This window comes from Dyadobacter sp. CY356, from assembly GCF_021440195.1.
In the GTDB taxonomy this organism is placed as follows: Bacteria; Bacteroidota; Bacteroidia; order Cytophagales; family Spirosomataceae; genus Dyadobacter.
In genome coordinates this window covers 167,457-183,183 of sequence record NZ_JAJTSZ010000005.1, presented here as the reverse complement: position 1 = coordinate 183,183, position 15,727 = coordinate 167,457, and the positions used below count along the sequence as shown (strand labels likewise).

The 15,727-nt window shown below is 39.6% G+C and carries 11 protein-coding genes; 4 read left to right on the top strand and 7 right to left on the bottom strand.

The genetic code is table 11. From position 1 onward, the window contains the following. Positions 1-9: 9 nt before the first annotated feature. Positions 10-1,932, bottom strand: a complete 1,923-nt coding sequence (locus tag LXL81_RS17480) for a PfkB family carbohydrate kinase (protein ID WP_234648063.1) — start codon at positions 1,930-1,932, stop codon at positions 10-12. 606 nt (positions 1,933-2,538) lie between these two features. On the opposite strand from LXL81_RS17480, the gene LXL81_RS17475 reads away from it, so the two are divergent. Then, entirely contained in the window at positions 2,539-3,078 is a 540-nt protein-coding gene (locus LXL81_RS17475; protein ID WP_234648062.1) for an RNA polymerase sigma factor, read from the top strand. Between the two features lie 131 nt (positions 3,079-3,209). Here the strand turns inward: LXL81_RS17475 and LXL81_RS17470 are convergent, their stop codons facing one another. Together LXL81_RS17470 and lgt are read right to left on the bottom strand one after the other, a co-directional pair. Then, the gene (locus LXL81_RS17470; RefSeq protein ID WP_234648061.1) at positions 3,210-3,821 is read right to left on the bottom strand and encodes a hypothetical protein; all 612 of its coding nucleotides are present in this window, start codon (positions 3,819-3,821) and stop codon (positions 3,210-3,212) included. 94 nt (positions 3,822-3,915) lie between these two features. Beyond that, positions 3,916-4,743, bottom strand: a complete 828-nt coding sequence (gene lgt, locus LXL81_RS17465; protein ID WP_234648060.1) for a prolipoprotein diacylglyceryl transferase — start codon at positions 4,741-4,743, stop codon at positions 3,916-3,918. A gap of 50 nt (positions 4,744-4,793) precedes the next feature. Here lgt and yidD point away from each other — a divergent pair, with 50 nt between their 5' ends. Further along, entirely contained in the window at positions 4,794-5,003 is a 210-nt protein-coding gene (gene yidD / locus LXL81_RS17460; RefSeq protein ID WP_137342320.1) for a membrane protein insertion efficiency factor YidD, read from the top strand. Between the two features lie 8 nt (positions 5,004-5,011). Here yidD and LXL81_RS17455 read toward each other — a convergent pair whose 3' ends face one another. Further along, on the bottom strand, positions 5,012-5,965 hold the full coding sequence (locus LXL81_RS17455; protein WP_234648059.1) for a MoxR family ATPase: 954 nt from the start codon (positions 5,963-5,965) through the stop codon (positions 5,012-5,014). A 203-nt stretch (positions 5,966-6,168) separates the two neighbouring features. Continuing rightward, the gene (gene prmC / locus LXL81_RS17450; RefSeq protein ID WP_234648058.1) at positions 6,169-7,032 is read right to left on the bottom strand and encodes a peptide chain release factor N(5)-glutamine methyltransferase; all 864 of its coding nucleotides are present in this window, start codon (positions 7,030-7,032) and stop codon (positions 6,169-6,171) included. Positions 7,033-7,125: 93 nt separating this feature from the next. Between prmC and ribD the strand changes: the two genes are divergently transcribed. Further along, positions 7,126-8,196: a bifunctional diaminohydroxyphosphoribosylaminopyrimidine deaminase/5-amino-6-(5-phosphoribosylamino)uracil reductase RibD gene (ribD, locus tag LXL81_RS17445; protein ID WP_234648057.1), complete on the top strand. Its 1,071-nt coding sequence runs from the start codon at positions 7,126-7,128 to the stop codon at positions 8,194-8,196. 14 nt (positions 8,197-8,210) lie between these two features. On the opposite strand, the gene LXL81_RS17440 is transcribed toward ribD, so the two are convergent. Together LXL81_RS17440 and LXL81_RS17435 are read right to left on the bottom strand one after the other, a co-directional pair. Continuing rightward, positions 8,211-9,110, bottom strand: a complete 900-nt coding sequence (locus LXL81_RS17440; RefSeq protein ID WP_234648056.1) for a hypothetical protein — start codon at positions 9,108-9,110, stop codon at positions 8,211-8,213. 132 nt (positions 9,111-9,242) lie between these two features. Further along, positions 9,243-10,016, bottom strand: coding sequence for a shikimate dehydrogenase (locus tag LXL81_RS17435; protein WP_234648349.1), 774 nt, complete (start codon positions 10,014-10,016; stop codon positions 9,243-9,245). A 369-nt stretch (positions 10,017-10,385) separates the two neighbouring features. Between LXL81_RS17435 and LXL81_RS17430 the strand changes: the two genes are divergently transcribed. Further along, a complete protein-coding gene (locus LXL81_RS17430) occupies positions 10,386-15,725 on the top strand; it encodes a S8 family serine peptidase (RefSeq protein ID WP_234648055.1) in 5,340 nt (1,779 codons plus the stop codon). The last annotated feature ends 2 nt before the right edge of the window (positions 15,726-15,727 follow it).

Genomic DNA, 15,727 nt, shown 5'->3' with positions numbered 1-15,727 from the left:
TTAACATTTTCAGGAAGCGTAGTCAACATTTTCCTGAAAGAGCAGTGAGATCAGTTTTTTATGTTGAGAAAAATCAGGGATCAGCAACTGAGCTCCTGCGCGTACAAGGCGTGGACGTTTTGCAGGATTGTGTCCAAAACGCTGCAATTCGTTGCTGGTTATGCCAACTGCAACGCCGCCTGCGCGGCGCCCTTCACGGATTTCGTCAGGTCCGTCGCCAAAAACAGCCAGTTCATTTCCGCTCAAATTATTGTCACGGATGATTTTTTCAATAATCATCTTTTTGGAAAACTTTGTGTAATCTTTTAACGCACCGTAAATTCCACCGTCAAACAAGTGTGCATAACCCAGTATTTCTGCTTCATGCCGTACATCTTCGGCATCCGTTCCACTTGCCAGATACATGGTAACACCACGTTCTTTCAATTCATAAAGAAAATCTACCGCACCTTTCATAATAAAATCGCTTTGGCTTAACTCTCCGGCTTCAAGCTTTTGCATGCGCTTGTTCACCATTTCCATCAGGCCCTCATTATAGATTTCTTTATATTGAAACTTATCCAGAATTTCATCATCAGGTACATAACCGAACTCCCGGACCAGATTTACCAGTCCTTCCATTTGAAAGATAGTCTGGATACCGGTTGTTTTGTGAATGAAATCTTTAACCTTTTCCTGTACTTTATGAAACGTTCCGGAGTCAATGGTGTCGTACCGGCGGCCCAATATTGATTTCATCATGACCGGTTCCATGATTTCCTCCCAACCCTGGCGCATAGAACTGATTGTTCCGTCATGATCAAAAACGGCATAACGGATATGTCCAAGACGTTCCATCACATCAGGGTCGCAAATTTCAAACTCTGTTTCCGGAACATATACTGCCTGCCGTTCATTTTCAGCGAGATCAGCGTTGAATATGTAATCAGGCTCATGGCTTATTTTGATAATTTCTTCTCCGCTTGCAGTTCCGGTTGTATATAGCTTCTGAACTGTAACTGCGGCCGCAAAATTTGCGAACTCAGCTGCTTCATTTGCAGGAATTCCTGCTGCCAGACATAATGTAAGTGCACTGATGGTGGTATCTCCCGCGCCAACCGTATCCAGTTTGCCTTTTAATTGCAATCCATGGATTTTATAAATTCCATTGTGATCAAATGCCAGAATACCACGTTCCCCGGACGTTACAAAAACGGGTTTATTTGTTTTGTCAAAAACTGCCTTACCATATTTTTTTAGATCGTCAGCAGGAATTATTTCTTCGGGACTAATTTGAATGCCCGAAAGGGAGGCTATTTCCCGGTCGTTCGCTTTTAATAAAGTGTTCATGAAGCGGTGATTAAAATGACGGGAATCAAGCATAATGATTTTGTCATTATATTTTTGAAACAACTCATTAGCACGCACAATAAATGATTCATTATTGATGCTTCCAGTAACCTGCTGGTTGAAAATAACGGCATCAGATTCAACCAATGCGTTTTCTATTGCTTCCAGAATTTTTTCATCCGTCTCAGTACTCCGTTGATTAAAAATTCCGAAATCAATTCTTGGCTCTTCCTGACCGTCGATAAGCCGTTTTAAATAACTATAAGTATTAAAATTATCCTGCTGTAAAAAAAGAGAAGTTGTATCCGCACCCAGAGATTGTAACTGCGCAGTTAATTCTCTTCCAAAAATGTCATTTCCAATGGCGCCGATAACTTTGATTTTCGCAGGATTCAATGCTGAAAGATTTGCTACCACATTTCCCGCACCACCCGGCGTATAATAATGACGGGAAACCGCTTGTGTTTTTAATCCAGTTTCCACGGAAATTTCAGAACCTTGGTCATCGATGATCCAATAGGAATCAAGGCAGAAGTCGCCATATACCGCAATATTAACAGTAGAAATTTTTTCCAGAATATATTCGATTCTATTTTGATCCATTGGTCAGCCAGATTGTTATGTTCAGGAATTTAATTTTTTGAATATATTTTAGTAACATTCGGATTGTGAATATATACTCTGCACGTAATAAGTTGGACTATCGCAGAACATTTCCTTTCGTATCGGCAATACCGCTGATATAGTATTTTATCTATCCTCCTTCAATAAAAAAGCTGGTTTCAAAATATTTTTTCAGACTAAAAAGAGCCTGATTATGAGCATTTGTGGCCTTTTTGAGAAATTATTATTACGGAATTATTAAATAAATCTGATTTGCGCAAAATGAAGATATATTTACGCAAGTTGCGATATCAATTATGAAATCTCCCCGTAAATTTATAATCATAATTCTGGCAGCTTCATCAATATAAAACATTAGAGACGATTATAATTGCAAAACATACAATTGTTTATATAGTGTTTTAGCATATTTTATTTCCTGATAAAAGGTTTTAAGCTTATTAATTGAGTTCAATTTCTTAGATAAGATTTCAGAATTTCAAAATAATATTAATTTAAGAATAAAATTGACTAAATAAAGAGCTTTAAATTGACCAATTTCTTTTAATTCAGACCCGGTTTTCCTTGACATAAACTTTTACGAACGTGGCCCATCCTGACGAAAAAATTCTGTTCAAAGTAACGCAAGGCGATGAAGCCGCTTTTGCTGAACTTTATAATTACTACAAAACGCCCGCTTTGCGGTTTTCGATCTCACTTCTGAAAGATGAGGAGGAAGCAGAAAATATGCTGCAAGATGTTTTTGTGAAAATTTGGCTGAAAAGGGAGCAGATCAAACCAGACCTGAATTTTAATTCCTATTTATTTACTTGTCTCAGGAATATGGCGTTCGACCATTTCAAGAAAATTGAGAAAAGTGAATTTTTGCGTAAGCAATATATGGAAGTAATGAAGGCTTCTGTGGATGATGAAAAGGAGGAAAAGGAACGACGGATTTATATGGTGCAGGCTGCGGTGGATTCCCTGTCTTTGAAAAGAAAGCAAATCCTTCGATTGAATATTGAAGAAGGAAAATCTTATCAGGAAATTGCCGAATTTCTTAGAATTTCAAAAAATACTGTAAAGAATCAGCTTGTCAAAGCTAAACAGATATTGAGAGAGAAAGTGGATTTTGCTACTGTGTAGCAATTGAGAATTGTTTAGTTCGCAGACTGTAAAAATTAACTTACTCATTTTACCCCGATAACTCTACACAAGATCCCTAAACCCTAAAAAGGAGCCGAAAGGCTCCTTTTTTTGTAATTACTGAAAGTAAATTATTTCAAATCCGAAAGTTTATCAAGATCAATTGCGCCTAAAATACTTTTTAGCTGTTCTATGGAAAGATTATTTCCACTGACATTCACAACAAATCTGTCACCAACCAGTACGTTCAGTTCTCCGGATTTATTTTGGTTGTCATATTTTTCATAACCTTTATGTCCTTCCAGCTTCGTGGTTTTTTCATAACCAGTGGCCGTTTCCTTGTCAATGTCAGCCATTGTCCATGCAGCCAGAGCCATAGTTGCTACGCCAGCTACACCGCCAGTATCAAATATTTCCACATGTGCGGATGCATCGCCCTCACCATTATATTTCGCTTCTGCCCGGGAAATTGTGAAACCCATCGCTCCGTTTTTCTCACCGGTAGCTTCCGTTCTGTTTAGTCCTTCTGCTTTTTCCGGAAGTAATTCTTTCAGTTTTCGAAAATCAACCGGATCTACCGCTTCCTTGTTTTGCATTGTTTTTGCTTTATCGGCAAATTGCTGCATGGCTTCAACGGCATTGGCTGGTTCTTCTTTTTCTTCTTCTGCTTCCTTTTTGCCTCCGCAACCGGATAATAAAAACACTGATGCAAGAGCCAGGGATAATATAGATGTCTTTTTCATACGAGCAGGATTATAATGTTTTCGGGATAAATGCAATTTAGTAAAATAAATTTATTTGACAATCATGCAGTTAACTACCCTTTTCAACAAATTCCTAGATTTTCTGTATCGCGTGTTTTCTTGATTGTATGATGAAGTACAACCCAAGAATAACCACCGGAATACTTAGTATTTGTCCCATATTCAGTGCGTAATTTGCTTCAAAAGCCTCCTGATTTTCTTTCAAAAATTCGTACAGAAATCTCAATGTAAATACCCAAACGAAGAAGACGCCAAGCAAAAGTCCACGTGGTGTGTTTTCTTTGAATTTATTCCAAAGACCCAATAAAATGAAGAAGAGAATGAAGCAGGAAATGGATTCGTATAACTGAGCCGGATGCCTTGGAATTTGCAGGAATTCAGTGTTTTTCATAAAAATAAATCCCCAAGGCACATCTGTCGGGCGTCCAACTATTTCAGAGTTCATCAGGTTTCCGAAGCGGATGAATGAGCCTGCCAGTGCCACTAAAATAACCATACGGTCGGATATCCAGAGAAATGTTTGTCCTGTGGCTTTTCGGCTTCTGGAATAGAGATATAAACCCGTAACAATACCAATCACAGCGCCGTGACTGGCCAAACCGGCATAAGGCGGTAAAATGACTTCAAGAGGCTTTTTAAAAAGCACTTCCGGCTCATAAAAAAGGAAATGACCGACTCTTGCACCAACCACGGTTGAAATAACCATGTACAAAGTCAGTGCATCAATATCTTCCAGCGGTTTTCCTTCTTTTTTGAAGATATGGATCATAATTTGTTGTCCGATTAAAAAACCGGCAGCGAACAGAAGGCCGTACCAGCGGACAGGAAACGGGCCGAAACCCAGCATTTGGGGGATTGTAAAGATTTCGGGATTAACGTCCCAAATTATATAGGAAATCATGCGTTTATGATGTTAATTGTCAAAGATAATACTTTACACAACGAAGCAAAATGAAATTTCTACTCATTGGACTGGTTCGAATTTATCAAGGCGTTTTATCACCTTATTTGCCAAATTCGTGCCGTTATACGCCTACCTGTTCACAATATATGATTCAGGCCATTACTAAATATGGTGTTTTGAAAGGTGTTCCGATGGGATTGAAAAGATTTTCGAGGTGCCATCCCTGGGGCGGTCACGGACATGATCCTGTTCCGTAACTTGACAATTATCCGATGGCTACTTTTCTTAATATTGAATCAATAATTGTTGTGGTTTTTACGCCGTCGGCTTCTGCTTCATAGTTCAATAAAATCCGGTGATTCATGATATCGGGAGCGAGCTCTTTAATATCCTCAGGCAATACATAATCGCGTCCTTCCAGATAAGCCAGTGCTTTTGCTGCTCTGTTCAGATAAATAGTTGCCCGTGGAGAAACACCAAACTGAATATAACGCGCTTCGTCACGCAAACCATAATCCAAAGGACGGCGTGTAGCAAAAACGAGTTCGATAATGTACCGTTCCAGTGTTTCGGAAATATTTACATTATTCACATTTTCACGGATTGCAAAAAGATCTTCTTTGTTCAGAATCGGTTTGATCTGATAATCGAAGTTGATATTCGACATCCGGCGCATAACTTCCAGTTCTTCTGTTTTATTGAGATAATCCACATAGACTTTCATCATAAAACGGTCAATCTGCGCTTCCGGTAGCGGATAAGTTCCTTCCTGTTCAACCGGATTTTGTGTTGCCAATACCACGAATGGCCTGTCAAGCAGATAAGTCTGATCACCGATCGTCACCTGTTTTTCCTGCATCGCTTCCAGAAGTGCAGATTGTACTTTTGCAGGAGAACGGTTTACTTCATCAGCAAGAATAATATTGGAGAAAATCGGCCCTTTTTTTACTTCATAATCACCGATTTTTGGCTTGTAGATCATTGTACCAATTAAATCGGCAGGTAACAGATCGGGCGTAAATTGTATACGGCGGAAATCCAGTTGCAGCACTTTTGCCATTACGTTGATCGTCAGCGTTTTGGCAAGTCCGGGCACGCCCTCTAGAAGAATATGTCCGCCGGTGAAAAGTCCGATCAGTAATCTGTTGAGCAGTCTGTCCTGCCCAACCACTACTTTCTTCATTTCGTCAAGTACTTCTTTTACTTTTTCTAAATACATCTAGTGATTATTTTACCTCAGATTTCCGGGGTTTAGCAAAGAATTTATATTATTGACAATTGGTTGATAATCCTATGTCACCCCTTCGGGGTTTTTTGGTCGGCAGCCGAATATCTGGCTATAATAATGTCATCCCTTCGGGATTTAATTTTGCCTTCCTAAACGCTGCCACGAATTCAGATAGATAAATAATACCATTCACATTATTTATCCCAAACAGCACGTACAAATCTGTCCTTCCCATGAATATCACGAAGAATTTCTACCTGTTTGTAATTTCTTTCTTCAAAAACCTGCTTTGTTCCTGCCCCAAAATGTTCGTTTATTTCGACATAACATTTTCCACCGGTTTTAAGATGATGAATTCCGAAATCAGCAATGGCTTTATAGAATAATTGTGGGTCGCTGTCTTCAACAAAAAGTGCTTCATGCGGTTCGAAACGAAGTACATTCGGGCGCATGGTTTCAGCTTCGGAATAAGTTACGTAAGGCGGATTGCTTACCAGGCAATCGAATTTTATAATATTTCCAGGTAATGGGAAAGTGACATTCAGCATATCCTGTTTTGCAAACTGTACATCTGCAATGAGTTGTCTCGCATTTTCACGCGCCACAGAAAGAGCTTCATCCGAAACATCCCAGGCATGAACCGTAACATGCGGAAGAAAACGTGCAAGAACAATGGCGATACACCCACTTCCCGTACCGATATCCAGAATGGAAACATCTTTATCCGGTTCGGCATAATCACGCGTTACCATTTGAACGAGTTCTTCTGTTTCCGGGCGAGGTATTAAAACGGAGGATGAAACACGGAATTCAAGTCCGCAAAATTCTGTTGATCCTATAATATGCTGAACGGGTTCGTTGTTATTCAAACGTTCAATAATTCCTTCCCAATCAGGCTGTGCTGTATTTTCAGGAACAGGGCGGTCAACAAGAACATCGATATTTCTTAACCGCATGTAATGTTCCAGAAGCATGAACGCTATGGCCTGGGTTTCTTTGGGCGGATAAACATTAATTCCACTAATAATATGTTGATATAACTGACGAGCCGAAGTCATTTTTAGTTGATTTTTTATTCTGATGTCGGAAAGTTAGCAAATTATAAGAACTCACGAAAGTTGAGTTTGAAACGAGGTTTGTATTTTTGTCAAATGAATGAGGATATCAAGTGGATGCAGCGGGCATTATTGCTTGCAGAATATGGTCGCGGAAGTGTTAGTCCAAACCCTATGGTGGGTTGTGTGATCGTACATAACGACCAGATTATAGGAGAAGGCTGGCACCGGCAATATGGGGGCCCGCATGCAGAAGTGCGCGCTGTTGAGGATGTGATCAAAAGAAAGAATGATCACCTGTTTCCGGAAGCAACGGCATATGTCACGCTGGAGCCTTGTTCGCATACTGGAAAAACGCCTCCTTGTGCAAATTTGCTGGTCAGCAAAAATGTTAAAAAGGTTGTTATCTGCAATGGAGACCCTAATCCTTTGGTATCTGGCAGAGGAATTTCAATTTTACGTGATGCAGGGATTGAAGTGGTTTGTGACGTATTGGCTGCCGAAGGATGGAAATTAAACAAACGTTTTTTTACAAGTTTTATAAAAAAGCGGCCTTATATTATTTTAAAATGGGCTGAAACGGCGGATGGTTTTTTGGCAGGAGAAGATGGAAAGCCGGTGCAGATCAGCGGAGCATTTTCCGGTATGCATGTACATAAATGGCGATCGGAAGAAGATGCGATTCTGGTTGGCTTTAATACTGCAATCAATGATAATCCGAATTTAAATGTCCGTCATTGGGAAGGAAGAAATCCGGTAAGAATAGTTTTGGATCGAAATCTGCAACTTCCGGATTCGTTAAATTTATTCGATAACGTACAACCAACGATCGTTGTTAATTACATCAGGGAATCAGAGCAGGTAAGTGTTCCGGAAAGATATGCTCAAAATTTTCACACTTCTTTTTTGAAAATTGATCAAGGCGAAAATGAAATAGAAGAAATTCTATTCAAACTGCATAAACGTGGTATTCAATCCATACTCGTGGAAGGTGGTTCGAAAGTTTTGTCCTCCTTTTTGAATTCAGGATTGTGGGATGAAATCAGGAGATGCCAGAGTTTAAAAACAATCGGCAGCGGTATCAAAGCACCACTGCCGATGGGAGTATTGACAGGTTCTGAAAAAGTTGAGGACGATTTGTGGAGTTATTATTTGAATAGTTTTTAAGGATTATAACTAACCTATTTATCCGTAAAATTTATTTTTTGCTGCTCCGAACGTGGGATATGCCTAATTATTCGTTCAATTATGTATTCCTTTGTAACATAAGTATTTACACTCAGATCATATTTTTGCGTAACTTTTAATTCTACTTCGAGCCTGTCACCTTTTGAAAAAGCCTGACCATTATCAATTAGCTGCATAAACGTTGTATCTTTTATTTTGGCAGCTATTTTATTTCCACGATGATAAAATTCCCACTTTAAATTGGGTTCAAAAGAAATTTTTATGATGCTTAATAACGCAACCTCATAAATAGTTTTTGTTTCAGAATCAATTTCTTCATGTAGCACACTCATTTGTGGGAAATCAATTTTTTCGATTTTCACTAGTGTATTTTCATTATTATCTGTTATCTCAAAAGCTTCAATTGATGGGTCATTTTGTAAGGTTTCGAAATTTTGTGCAACTGCTTCATTAGCAAGCGGGCTGTTTTTATAGACTTCGTAAGTAAGGTTCTGTATAATAATAACCTTTCCATTATTCGTGGTTATTTTGACCTTTTCATTATCAAATTCTGTGGCGTGCTCCTTATTTTCTTTTAAAAGCTTTTTTAGTTCTAAAAATTCTTTTAGAGTTGTAATTATAGCTCCAAGTGTGAAGAATTCGGGTGTGAAAATATGTTTTAACGCTTCTATAATAGTTTCGATAATCTCTAAGGAAACCAGAAAACTACCCTGTTCAAGAGCTTTTATTTTTATTTCAATTTTTTTATCCGAATGGGAAATTTTATTTATTTCCTGAATAATGGTTGTTATGTGTAAGAGGCTGTTAATAAATACATTAGCATCAATCTGGTGATATTGGCCATCATAGCGTATTTTAAATCCATTAGCAATATTTTCAGTAGATGGTGTCATATCACTGGTAACTTTTGAAATACTAAAACTTATTAATCTGATGTGAATTTGACGAGAATTCCGAAAGAGCGTCACTACGTCTCATCTGCGTTATTTAATTAAATAGATATGCTTCTAAACATTATTTCTATATCAAACACTCCACATATCCTCTTCGGAAGTCCATATATCCCAGGCTTTCTCCGCCTGCATTTCGAGCATTTTTAATCCGTTATGAACAGCGGCTCCTTGCGCGGCACCGTTTTTCATGAATAGCGTTGTAGTAGGGTTGTAGACTAAATCGTATAGAAAATGGCCTTTGGAAATAAACTGATATGGAATTTCCGGACAGGTCTCGGTATTTGGGAAAGTGCCAAGTGGTGTAGTATTAATTATCAGCATATGGCTTTCTATAATCTCCTGTGTCAACTCTTCATAAGTAATTGAGTCTGCACTTTTTTGTCTGGATACTACTACATATTCTGTTTGCATATCTTCCAGGGCCGTTTTAACAGCTTGTGCAGCACCCCCATTTCCCAATACCAGTGCTTTAAAATTACAGCAGGCCTCTCCACGGCGGTCCATCCACTCTGATATAGATTGTTTGAATCCGTAATAGTCTGTATTAAAGCCTTTTGTGCTTCCATCTGCGAAAATTTTAATTGTATTTACCGCCCCAATTCGTTCGGCAGATGCATCATCCAGGTCATCCAGAAATGGAATTACTTCCTGTTTGTAAGGAATTGTTACGTTTAGACCTTTGAGTTCAGGATGTCTTTTCAGTAAAGCAGAAAGATTTTCAAGTTTTGGCATTTCATACAGATCGTAGCTGCAATTCAAAATCCCCTCACGTACAAATTTTTCTGAAAAATAACGCTTCGAAAAAGAATGTGTAAGAGGGAAACCTATTAATCCATATAAATCCATAAGTACAATATTGGGAATCATATAACGCCATCAGACTTGATCGTCAGCATTTTACGAAGTGGAAAACGAATAGTTTTTTAGAAATATTCTTTGTTAGAAGAGACGAAGTTACTTCACTCTTTCATGAATAACAAAAACACATTACAGCGTCAAGCGATCTGTTTTAAACAGGAAATAAGTTTTAAACACTGAATTTATTTAACGGCTGTTTTTGGTTAGCTAATTTTTGTAATAAAAAATATTTGTCTATCTATTGTATCTAACTATTTTTTAGTTAACATTAGAAGTAATTCTCTACAACTCTCTGAAATAATTCTACTTTATTAATTAATGATATTGAAAAAATTCTACCTCCTGGCTACATTAGTTATGTTAATCTCTAATGCTGCATTTGCGCAGTATCGGCTGCTTTTAAGAAACGAGTCGTTCACACCGGAAAAAAATGTTTCTGTGACAGGTGTGGCTGAGCTAAACCGTAAAAAGATTTCTCTTAACCGAAAGTCATTTGTCATCATACAATTTGAAGGAACTCCAACAGAGGCGGAAACCGCTGAATTAAAAACAAATGGAATTGAATTGCTTGACTATATTCCAAATAATGCCTATTCTGCTACCGTCACCGGAAACATTTCAGCAGCTGTTTTACAGCGTGTTAAGGCAAGATCAGTAATTGAATTATCGGCGAGACAGAAAATACAGGTTTCCCTGGCAAATGGAAATGTTCCGACGCATGCTGTCAAAGTTGCCGGCACGGCAGATGTTTGGGTGAGTTTCCCTAAAACCTTTTCCTTTCAGGAAGTTTCGGATGAACTGAGGAATAAAAATTTTTCTATCACTTCTGATCTTTTCAAGCAGTATGGTATCCTGGAGTTACGTATACCTGTAAACCGTATTGGCGAACTGGCCTTGCTTCCGTTTGTTCAATATGTGCAGGCTGTTCCAAAAGAAGATATGCCAATAAATGATCACAGCATCGTAAATGCACGGGCCAATGTGTTGGGTTCTTCTTTGGCAGGAGGTCGTAATTTGCATGGAGAAGGTGTGGTAATAGGGATTGGGGATAATTCAGACCCGCTTTTACATGTAGATTTTACAAACCGGATTATTAACAGAGAAGCTGTTGAGGTAAGTGGCTCACATGGTCTGCATGTTATGGGCACTCTTGGTGGTGCTGGAATTCTTAATGAAAAATATAAGGGATATGCTCCCAAAGCAACCATCGTCGCCCATTATTTTTCAAACATACTGGCTTATTTACCAACTTATGTCAAAGATTATGGTATGGTTGTTACCAATAACTCCTACGGTAATGACGTGACTAGTTGTGAGTCATTCGGTACTTACGATTTATATTCTCAAATGCTGGATCAGCAGGCTTTTCAAATGCCTTACCTGCAGAATGTTTTTGCGGCTGGTAACAGCGGAACGAGTACATGCAGCCCGTTTCAAACCGGTTTTGGAAATATCCTGGGCGGATATCAAAGTGCAAAAAATATAATCAGTGTTGGAAATACTTCTCTGGAAGGTAATATTTCTGAAAGTTCAAGCAGAGGTCCTGCAAAAGATGGACGTATCAAACCTGAAATCGTAGCGCAGGGATCTAGTATTACATCCACTATTCCAACGAATTTATACGGAACCTCATCGGGTACCAGCATGTCAACACCGGCAGTGACCGGAAGTATTGCTTTGCTTTACCAGCGGTATAGAAGTTTAAACAATGGCACTAATCCAAAAAACGCATTAATAAAAGCGCTGATTTGTAATGGCGGAATTGATAAAGGAAATGCGGGTCCTGATTTCAAATATGGTTTTGGCTGGATTGACCTTTTGCGTTCTGTTAAAATGATGGAAAGTAAAAGTTATCTGAATGACTCTTTGACAAACGGGTCTTCAAAAACACACGTTATCACGGTTCCGGAAAACACTGCGCAGCTCAAAGTGATGTTGTATTGGAATGATCCTGCCGCCGCAATTTTTTCCGGACAAACATTGGTTAACGATCTGGATATTGAAGTTACAGACGCTTCGTCGGTAAAGACCTTACCCAAACTTCTGGACGCAGCACCTTCCAATGTTAATAATCCTGCATCCACCGGTGCCGACCATATCAATAATATTGAACAGGTGGTGATTGATAAACCAGCAGCTGGAAATTACACGATAACAATTAAAGGAACGGCCATCAACCAAAATCCCAGACAGGAATATTTTGTAGTTTATGACGCACTTCCGGTAGAAACCACCATTACCTATCCGATCGGAAATGAACACGTGAAGGACGGGGATGTTATGTATATCAACTGGGATTCTTTCGGTAATGAAACAAATGGTTTTTCAGTTCAGTATTCTATTGATAATGGTTCTTCCTGGATTGATATTAACACGGCTGTTGATCCTGGTCTCCGACAGCTCAGCTGGACAGTCCCATCGGTAACAACAACGCAGGCAAAAATTAGAATTTCCAAAAATGGTACAGATCAGGTAAGTACCAGTGAAGCATTTACAATCGTCGGTGTCCCGGTGCCAACATTAAATCCGGTGCAATGCGAGGGGTATATTGCCATGAACTGGGACGCTGTTGCGGGTGCGACCGACTATGAAATAATGATGCTGCAAGGTGATGAAATGGTTTCTGTCGCAACCACCACAGCTAATAATTATACTTTCAGCGGTTTGTCAAAAGATCAGATTTATTGGGTCTCGGTCAGAGCGCGGGTAAATAACATTCCGGGAAGAAGGGGAGTTGCTTTATCCCGAAAACCAGATAATGGAAGTTGCGGCGGAACGATGTCGGATAATGATTTAAAAATTGATGCGATTCTCTCTCCGGCATCTTCCGGACGGAAATTTACTTCTACGGAATTATCAGCATCTGCAAGTATCAAAGTCAGAATAAAAAACCTGGATGATGCCACCAGTAACGGAAGTTTCAACATCAGTTATTACCTTGATAATAATCTGATAAGAGAACAAAATATTTCGCCTGCCATCGCTGCCGGCGGTACTTATGATCACACTTTTGATGTCACTGCTGATCTTTCCGCTGTAAAATCCTATGTGCTGAAAGTAGTTGTAAATAAAGCTAGTGATGCAGTTGCGGGGAATAATACGCTGACTAAAACATTTGTCCAGCTGAGTAATGCCAGTGTAGCTATGCCGTTTTCGGATGATATGGAAACTTTATCACAGCAGGAATATCTGGCAAAACAAATGGGTTTTTCGGGTTCAGATCGGTATGATTTTACGGGGAGTACTGCCTCCGGGCGGATCCGTACTTTTGTAAATTCCGGCGTTGCATTTTCCGGAAACAGGGCGCTTACAATGGATACAGATCGTTACGTAGCGGATGGCAATACGAATTATCTGGATGCTACCTTTAATTTATCCGCTTTCAACGCGGCGACGGATGATATCCGGATGAATTTCAGATACAAAAATCACGGAGAAGCCAGCAGCGCGGACAATAAGGTTTGGATAAGAGGAAAGGATACTGATGGCTGGATTGAAGTATATAATCTTTTTACAAATCAAAGTGGTGTTACCGAACCCTATAAATTGTCAGCGGATATTGAGATCAGCCACATTCTTGCAGCTAATGGAAAAACCTTTTCACCAAGTTTTCAAATCCGCTGGGGACAATTCGGCAAACTTCTGGTTTCTGACGTTTACAATGGTGCTGGTTATAGTTTTGACAATATTCAACTTTTCCAGGTTTCCAACGATGCCCAGCTTGTGAGCCTGAACAATCCGGTTGGAGGCTGTGGAATGGGGAATTCAGAACTGGTTAAAGTCACGGTTCGTAACAATTCTGCTAACAGCCTTTCACAAATTCCTGTTAAATTCCAGATCGATAATGGTGCCGTCATCGCAGAAGCAATCGCTTCTTTAAATGGAAAAACCAATGTGGATTACACTTTCCAGGCCACCGCGGATTTGTCTGGTCCTGGCCCGCACACTGTGAAAGTCTGGACGGATCTGTTGTCAGATTCTAACCGGTCGAACGACGTTGTTACTACCCAGATGTATAATTCTCCTGTAATTTCTTCTTTCCCTTATCTGGAAGATTTTGAAAAGGGAAGCGGATACTGGTATACCAGCGGAACCAACGTTTCACTTGCCTATGGAACACCCGCCTCCTCCAAAGTCAGCAGGGCGGCAAGCGGAACAAAAGCCTGGAAAACCGGTTTGACGAGCACTTATAACATAAATGAAACATCTTATCTTTATTCACCTTGTCTCGATGTGCGGGGTATGGTCGTGCCCACGTTAAGTTTTAACGTGGCCCTGGATTTTGAAGATTGCGGAAAAGCAGCCTGCGATTTTGCTTTTATGGAATATTCAACAGACGGAATTACCTGGCGGCGCCTGGGTGCAAATAATATCGGGACAAACTGGTATAACAAAACCTATACAAATAATAATGCATGGAGTACTCAGGATTATACCCGCTGGCATGTTGCGACAATTGCCCTACCAGCAGGTAGTGCCAATTTACGCCTTCGTTTTGCAGTGAAAAGTGATGGAGATATCACCCGCGAAGGAATTGCGATTGATGATATTCACATTTACGATAATCGCAATGGCATTTATGACGGATCAAGTATGTCTGTTGCAGCAACAAGTTCAGCCGGGGAAAAAGAATGGATCAATTATACTTCCAACGGCGCTTTAATTGCTTCGGTTTATTCTAATAATCAAAATCTGGGTGCTACGGATGTCCGTGTTTATATCAATTCCGGCTCAATTCGTAATGTTAACGCTCAATATTATGGTAATAGAAATATTACGATCAAACCTGCAAATTATACCCTCGCAGATTCTGTAACGGTACGTTTTTACTTTCTTGATACAGAAACAGAAAAGCTGATCAACGCCACAGGGTGCAATGGTTGTGGGAAACCGGCATCTGCAACGGAGCTTGGGATTTCAAAATACAGCGATAACAATGATGCCAATGAGGATGGCAGTGTTGCCAATAATAACAGCTCCGGCTGGTTGTTTATCAATGCACCAAAAGTAAGAAAGGTGCCTTTTGACAAAGGGTATTATGCAGAATTTAAAGTGAAAAATCTTTCGGAATTCTGGCTTAGTAAAGAAACGATGGGCGTGGTTGCTCCTTTACCAGTGGAATTGCTCAGTTTCACGGCCAGGAAAAAAGACGGTCCGGATTCTTCCACGGATGTTATAACAGAGTGGGTAACCTCATCAGAAGTCAATTTCAGTCATTTTGAAGTTGAAGTTGCCAAAGGAAATGATGCTTTAAAACTCGGTCAGTTTATAAAACTGAGAGATATTTTAGCTGACGGAAGTCCAAAATCAGGTCAGCATTATTCCTTTGTTGATTATGAAGCGAATAAATCCGACGTCAGATATTATCGTTTAAAAATGGTTGATCTGGATGAATCATTTCAATATTCGAAGGCCGTTTCTGTAATTATTGAAAACAAAATTGACTGGCAGGTTTACCCAAATCCATCCAAAGATATTTTTAACATAGTCTACCAGGCCAATGTTGGTGACCAGGTTTCTGTCAATGTCATTGATCTGACCGGGCGATATTCATCCCAAAGTAACTTATCCGCAAATGGCTCAGTTCAAAAACATCAGGTCAATCTGGGATCTGCGCAGTTTTCACCGGGATTGTATTTTGTAGAGGTTGTGGCAGGAAAGAAAAAGGAAGTGTTCAGGGTAATGAAATCAAATTAAAA

What these genes read in the sequence shown, in the direction of transcription:
- LXL81_RS17480 (WP_234648063.1), bottom strand. Translation starts at nt 1,932, where the DNA reads ATGGATCAAAATAGAATCGAATATATTCTGGAAAAAATTTCTACTGTT.
- LXL81_RS17470 (WP_234648061.1), bottom strand. Translation starts at nt 3,821, where the DNA reads ATGAAAAAGACATCTATATTATCCCTGGCTCTTGCATCAGTGTTTTTA.
- lgt (WP_234648060.1), bottom strand. Translation starts at nt 4,743, where the DNA reads ATGATTTCCTATATAATTTGGGACGTTAATCCCGAAATCTTTACAATC.
- yidD (WP_137342320.1), top strand. Translation starts at nt 4,794, where the DNA reads ATGAAATTTCTACTCATTGGACTGGTTCGAATTTATCAAGGCGTTTTA.
- LXL81_RS17455 (WP_234648059.1), bottom strand. Translation starts at nt 5,965, where the DNA reads ATGTATTTAGAAAAAGTAAAAGAAGTACTTGACGAAATGAAGAAAGTA.
- prmC (WP_234648058.1), bottom strand. Translation starts at nt 7,032, where the DNA reads ATGACTTCGGCTCGTCAGTTATATCAACATATTATTAGTGGAATTAAT.
- ribD (WP_234648057.1), top strand. Translation starts at nt 7,126, where the DNA reads ATGAATGAGGATATCAAGTGGATGCAGCGGGCATTATTGCTTGCAGAA.
- LXL81_RS17440 (WP_234648056.1), bottom strand. Translation starts at nt 9,110, where the DNA reads ATGACACCATCTACTGAAAATATTGCTAATGGATTTAAAATACGCTAT.
- LXL81_RS17435 (WP_234648349.1), bottom strand. Translation starts at nt 10,016, where the DNA reads ATGGATTTATATGGATTAATAGGTTTCCCTCTTACACATTCTTTTTCG.
- LXL81_RS17430 (WP_234648055.1), top strand. Translation starts at nt 10,386, where the DNA reads ATGTTAATCTCTAATGCTGCATTTGCGCAGTATCGGCTGCTTTTAAGA.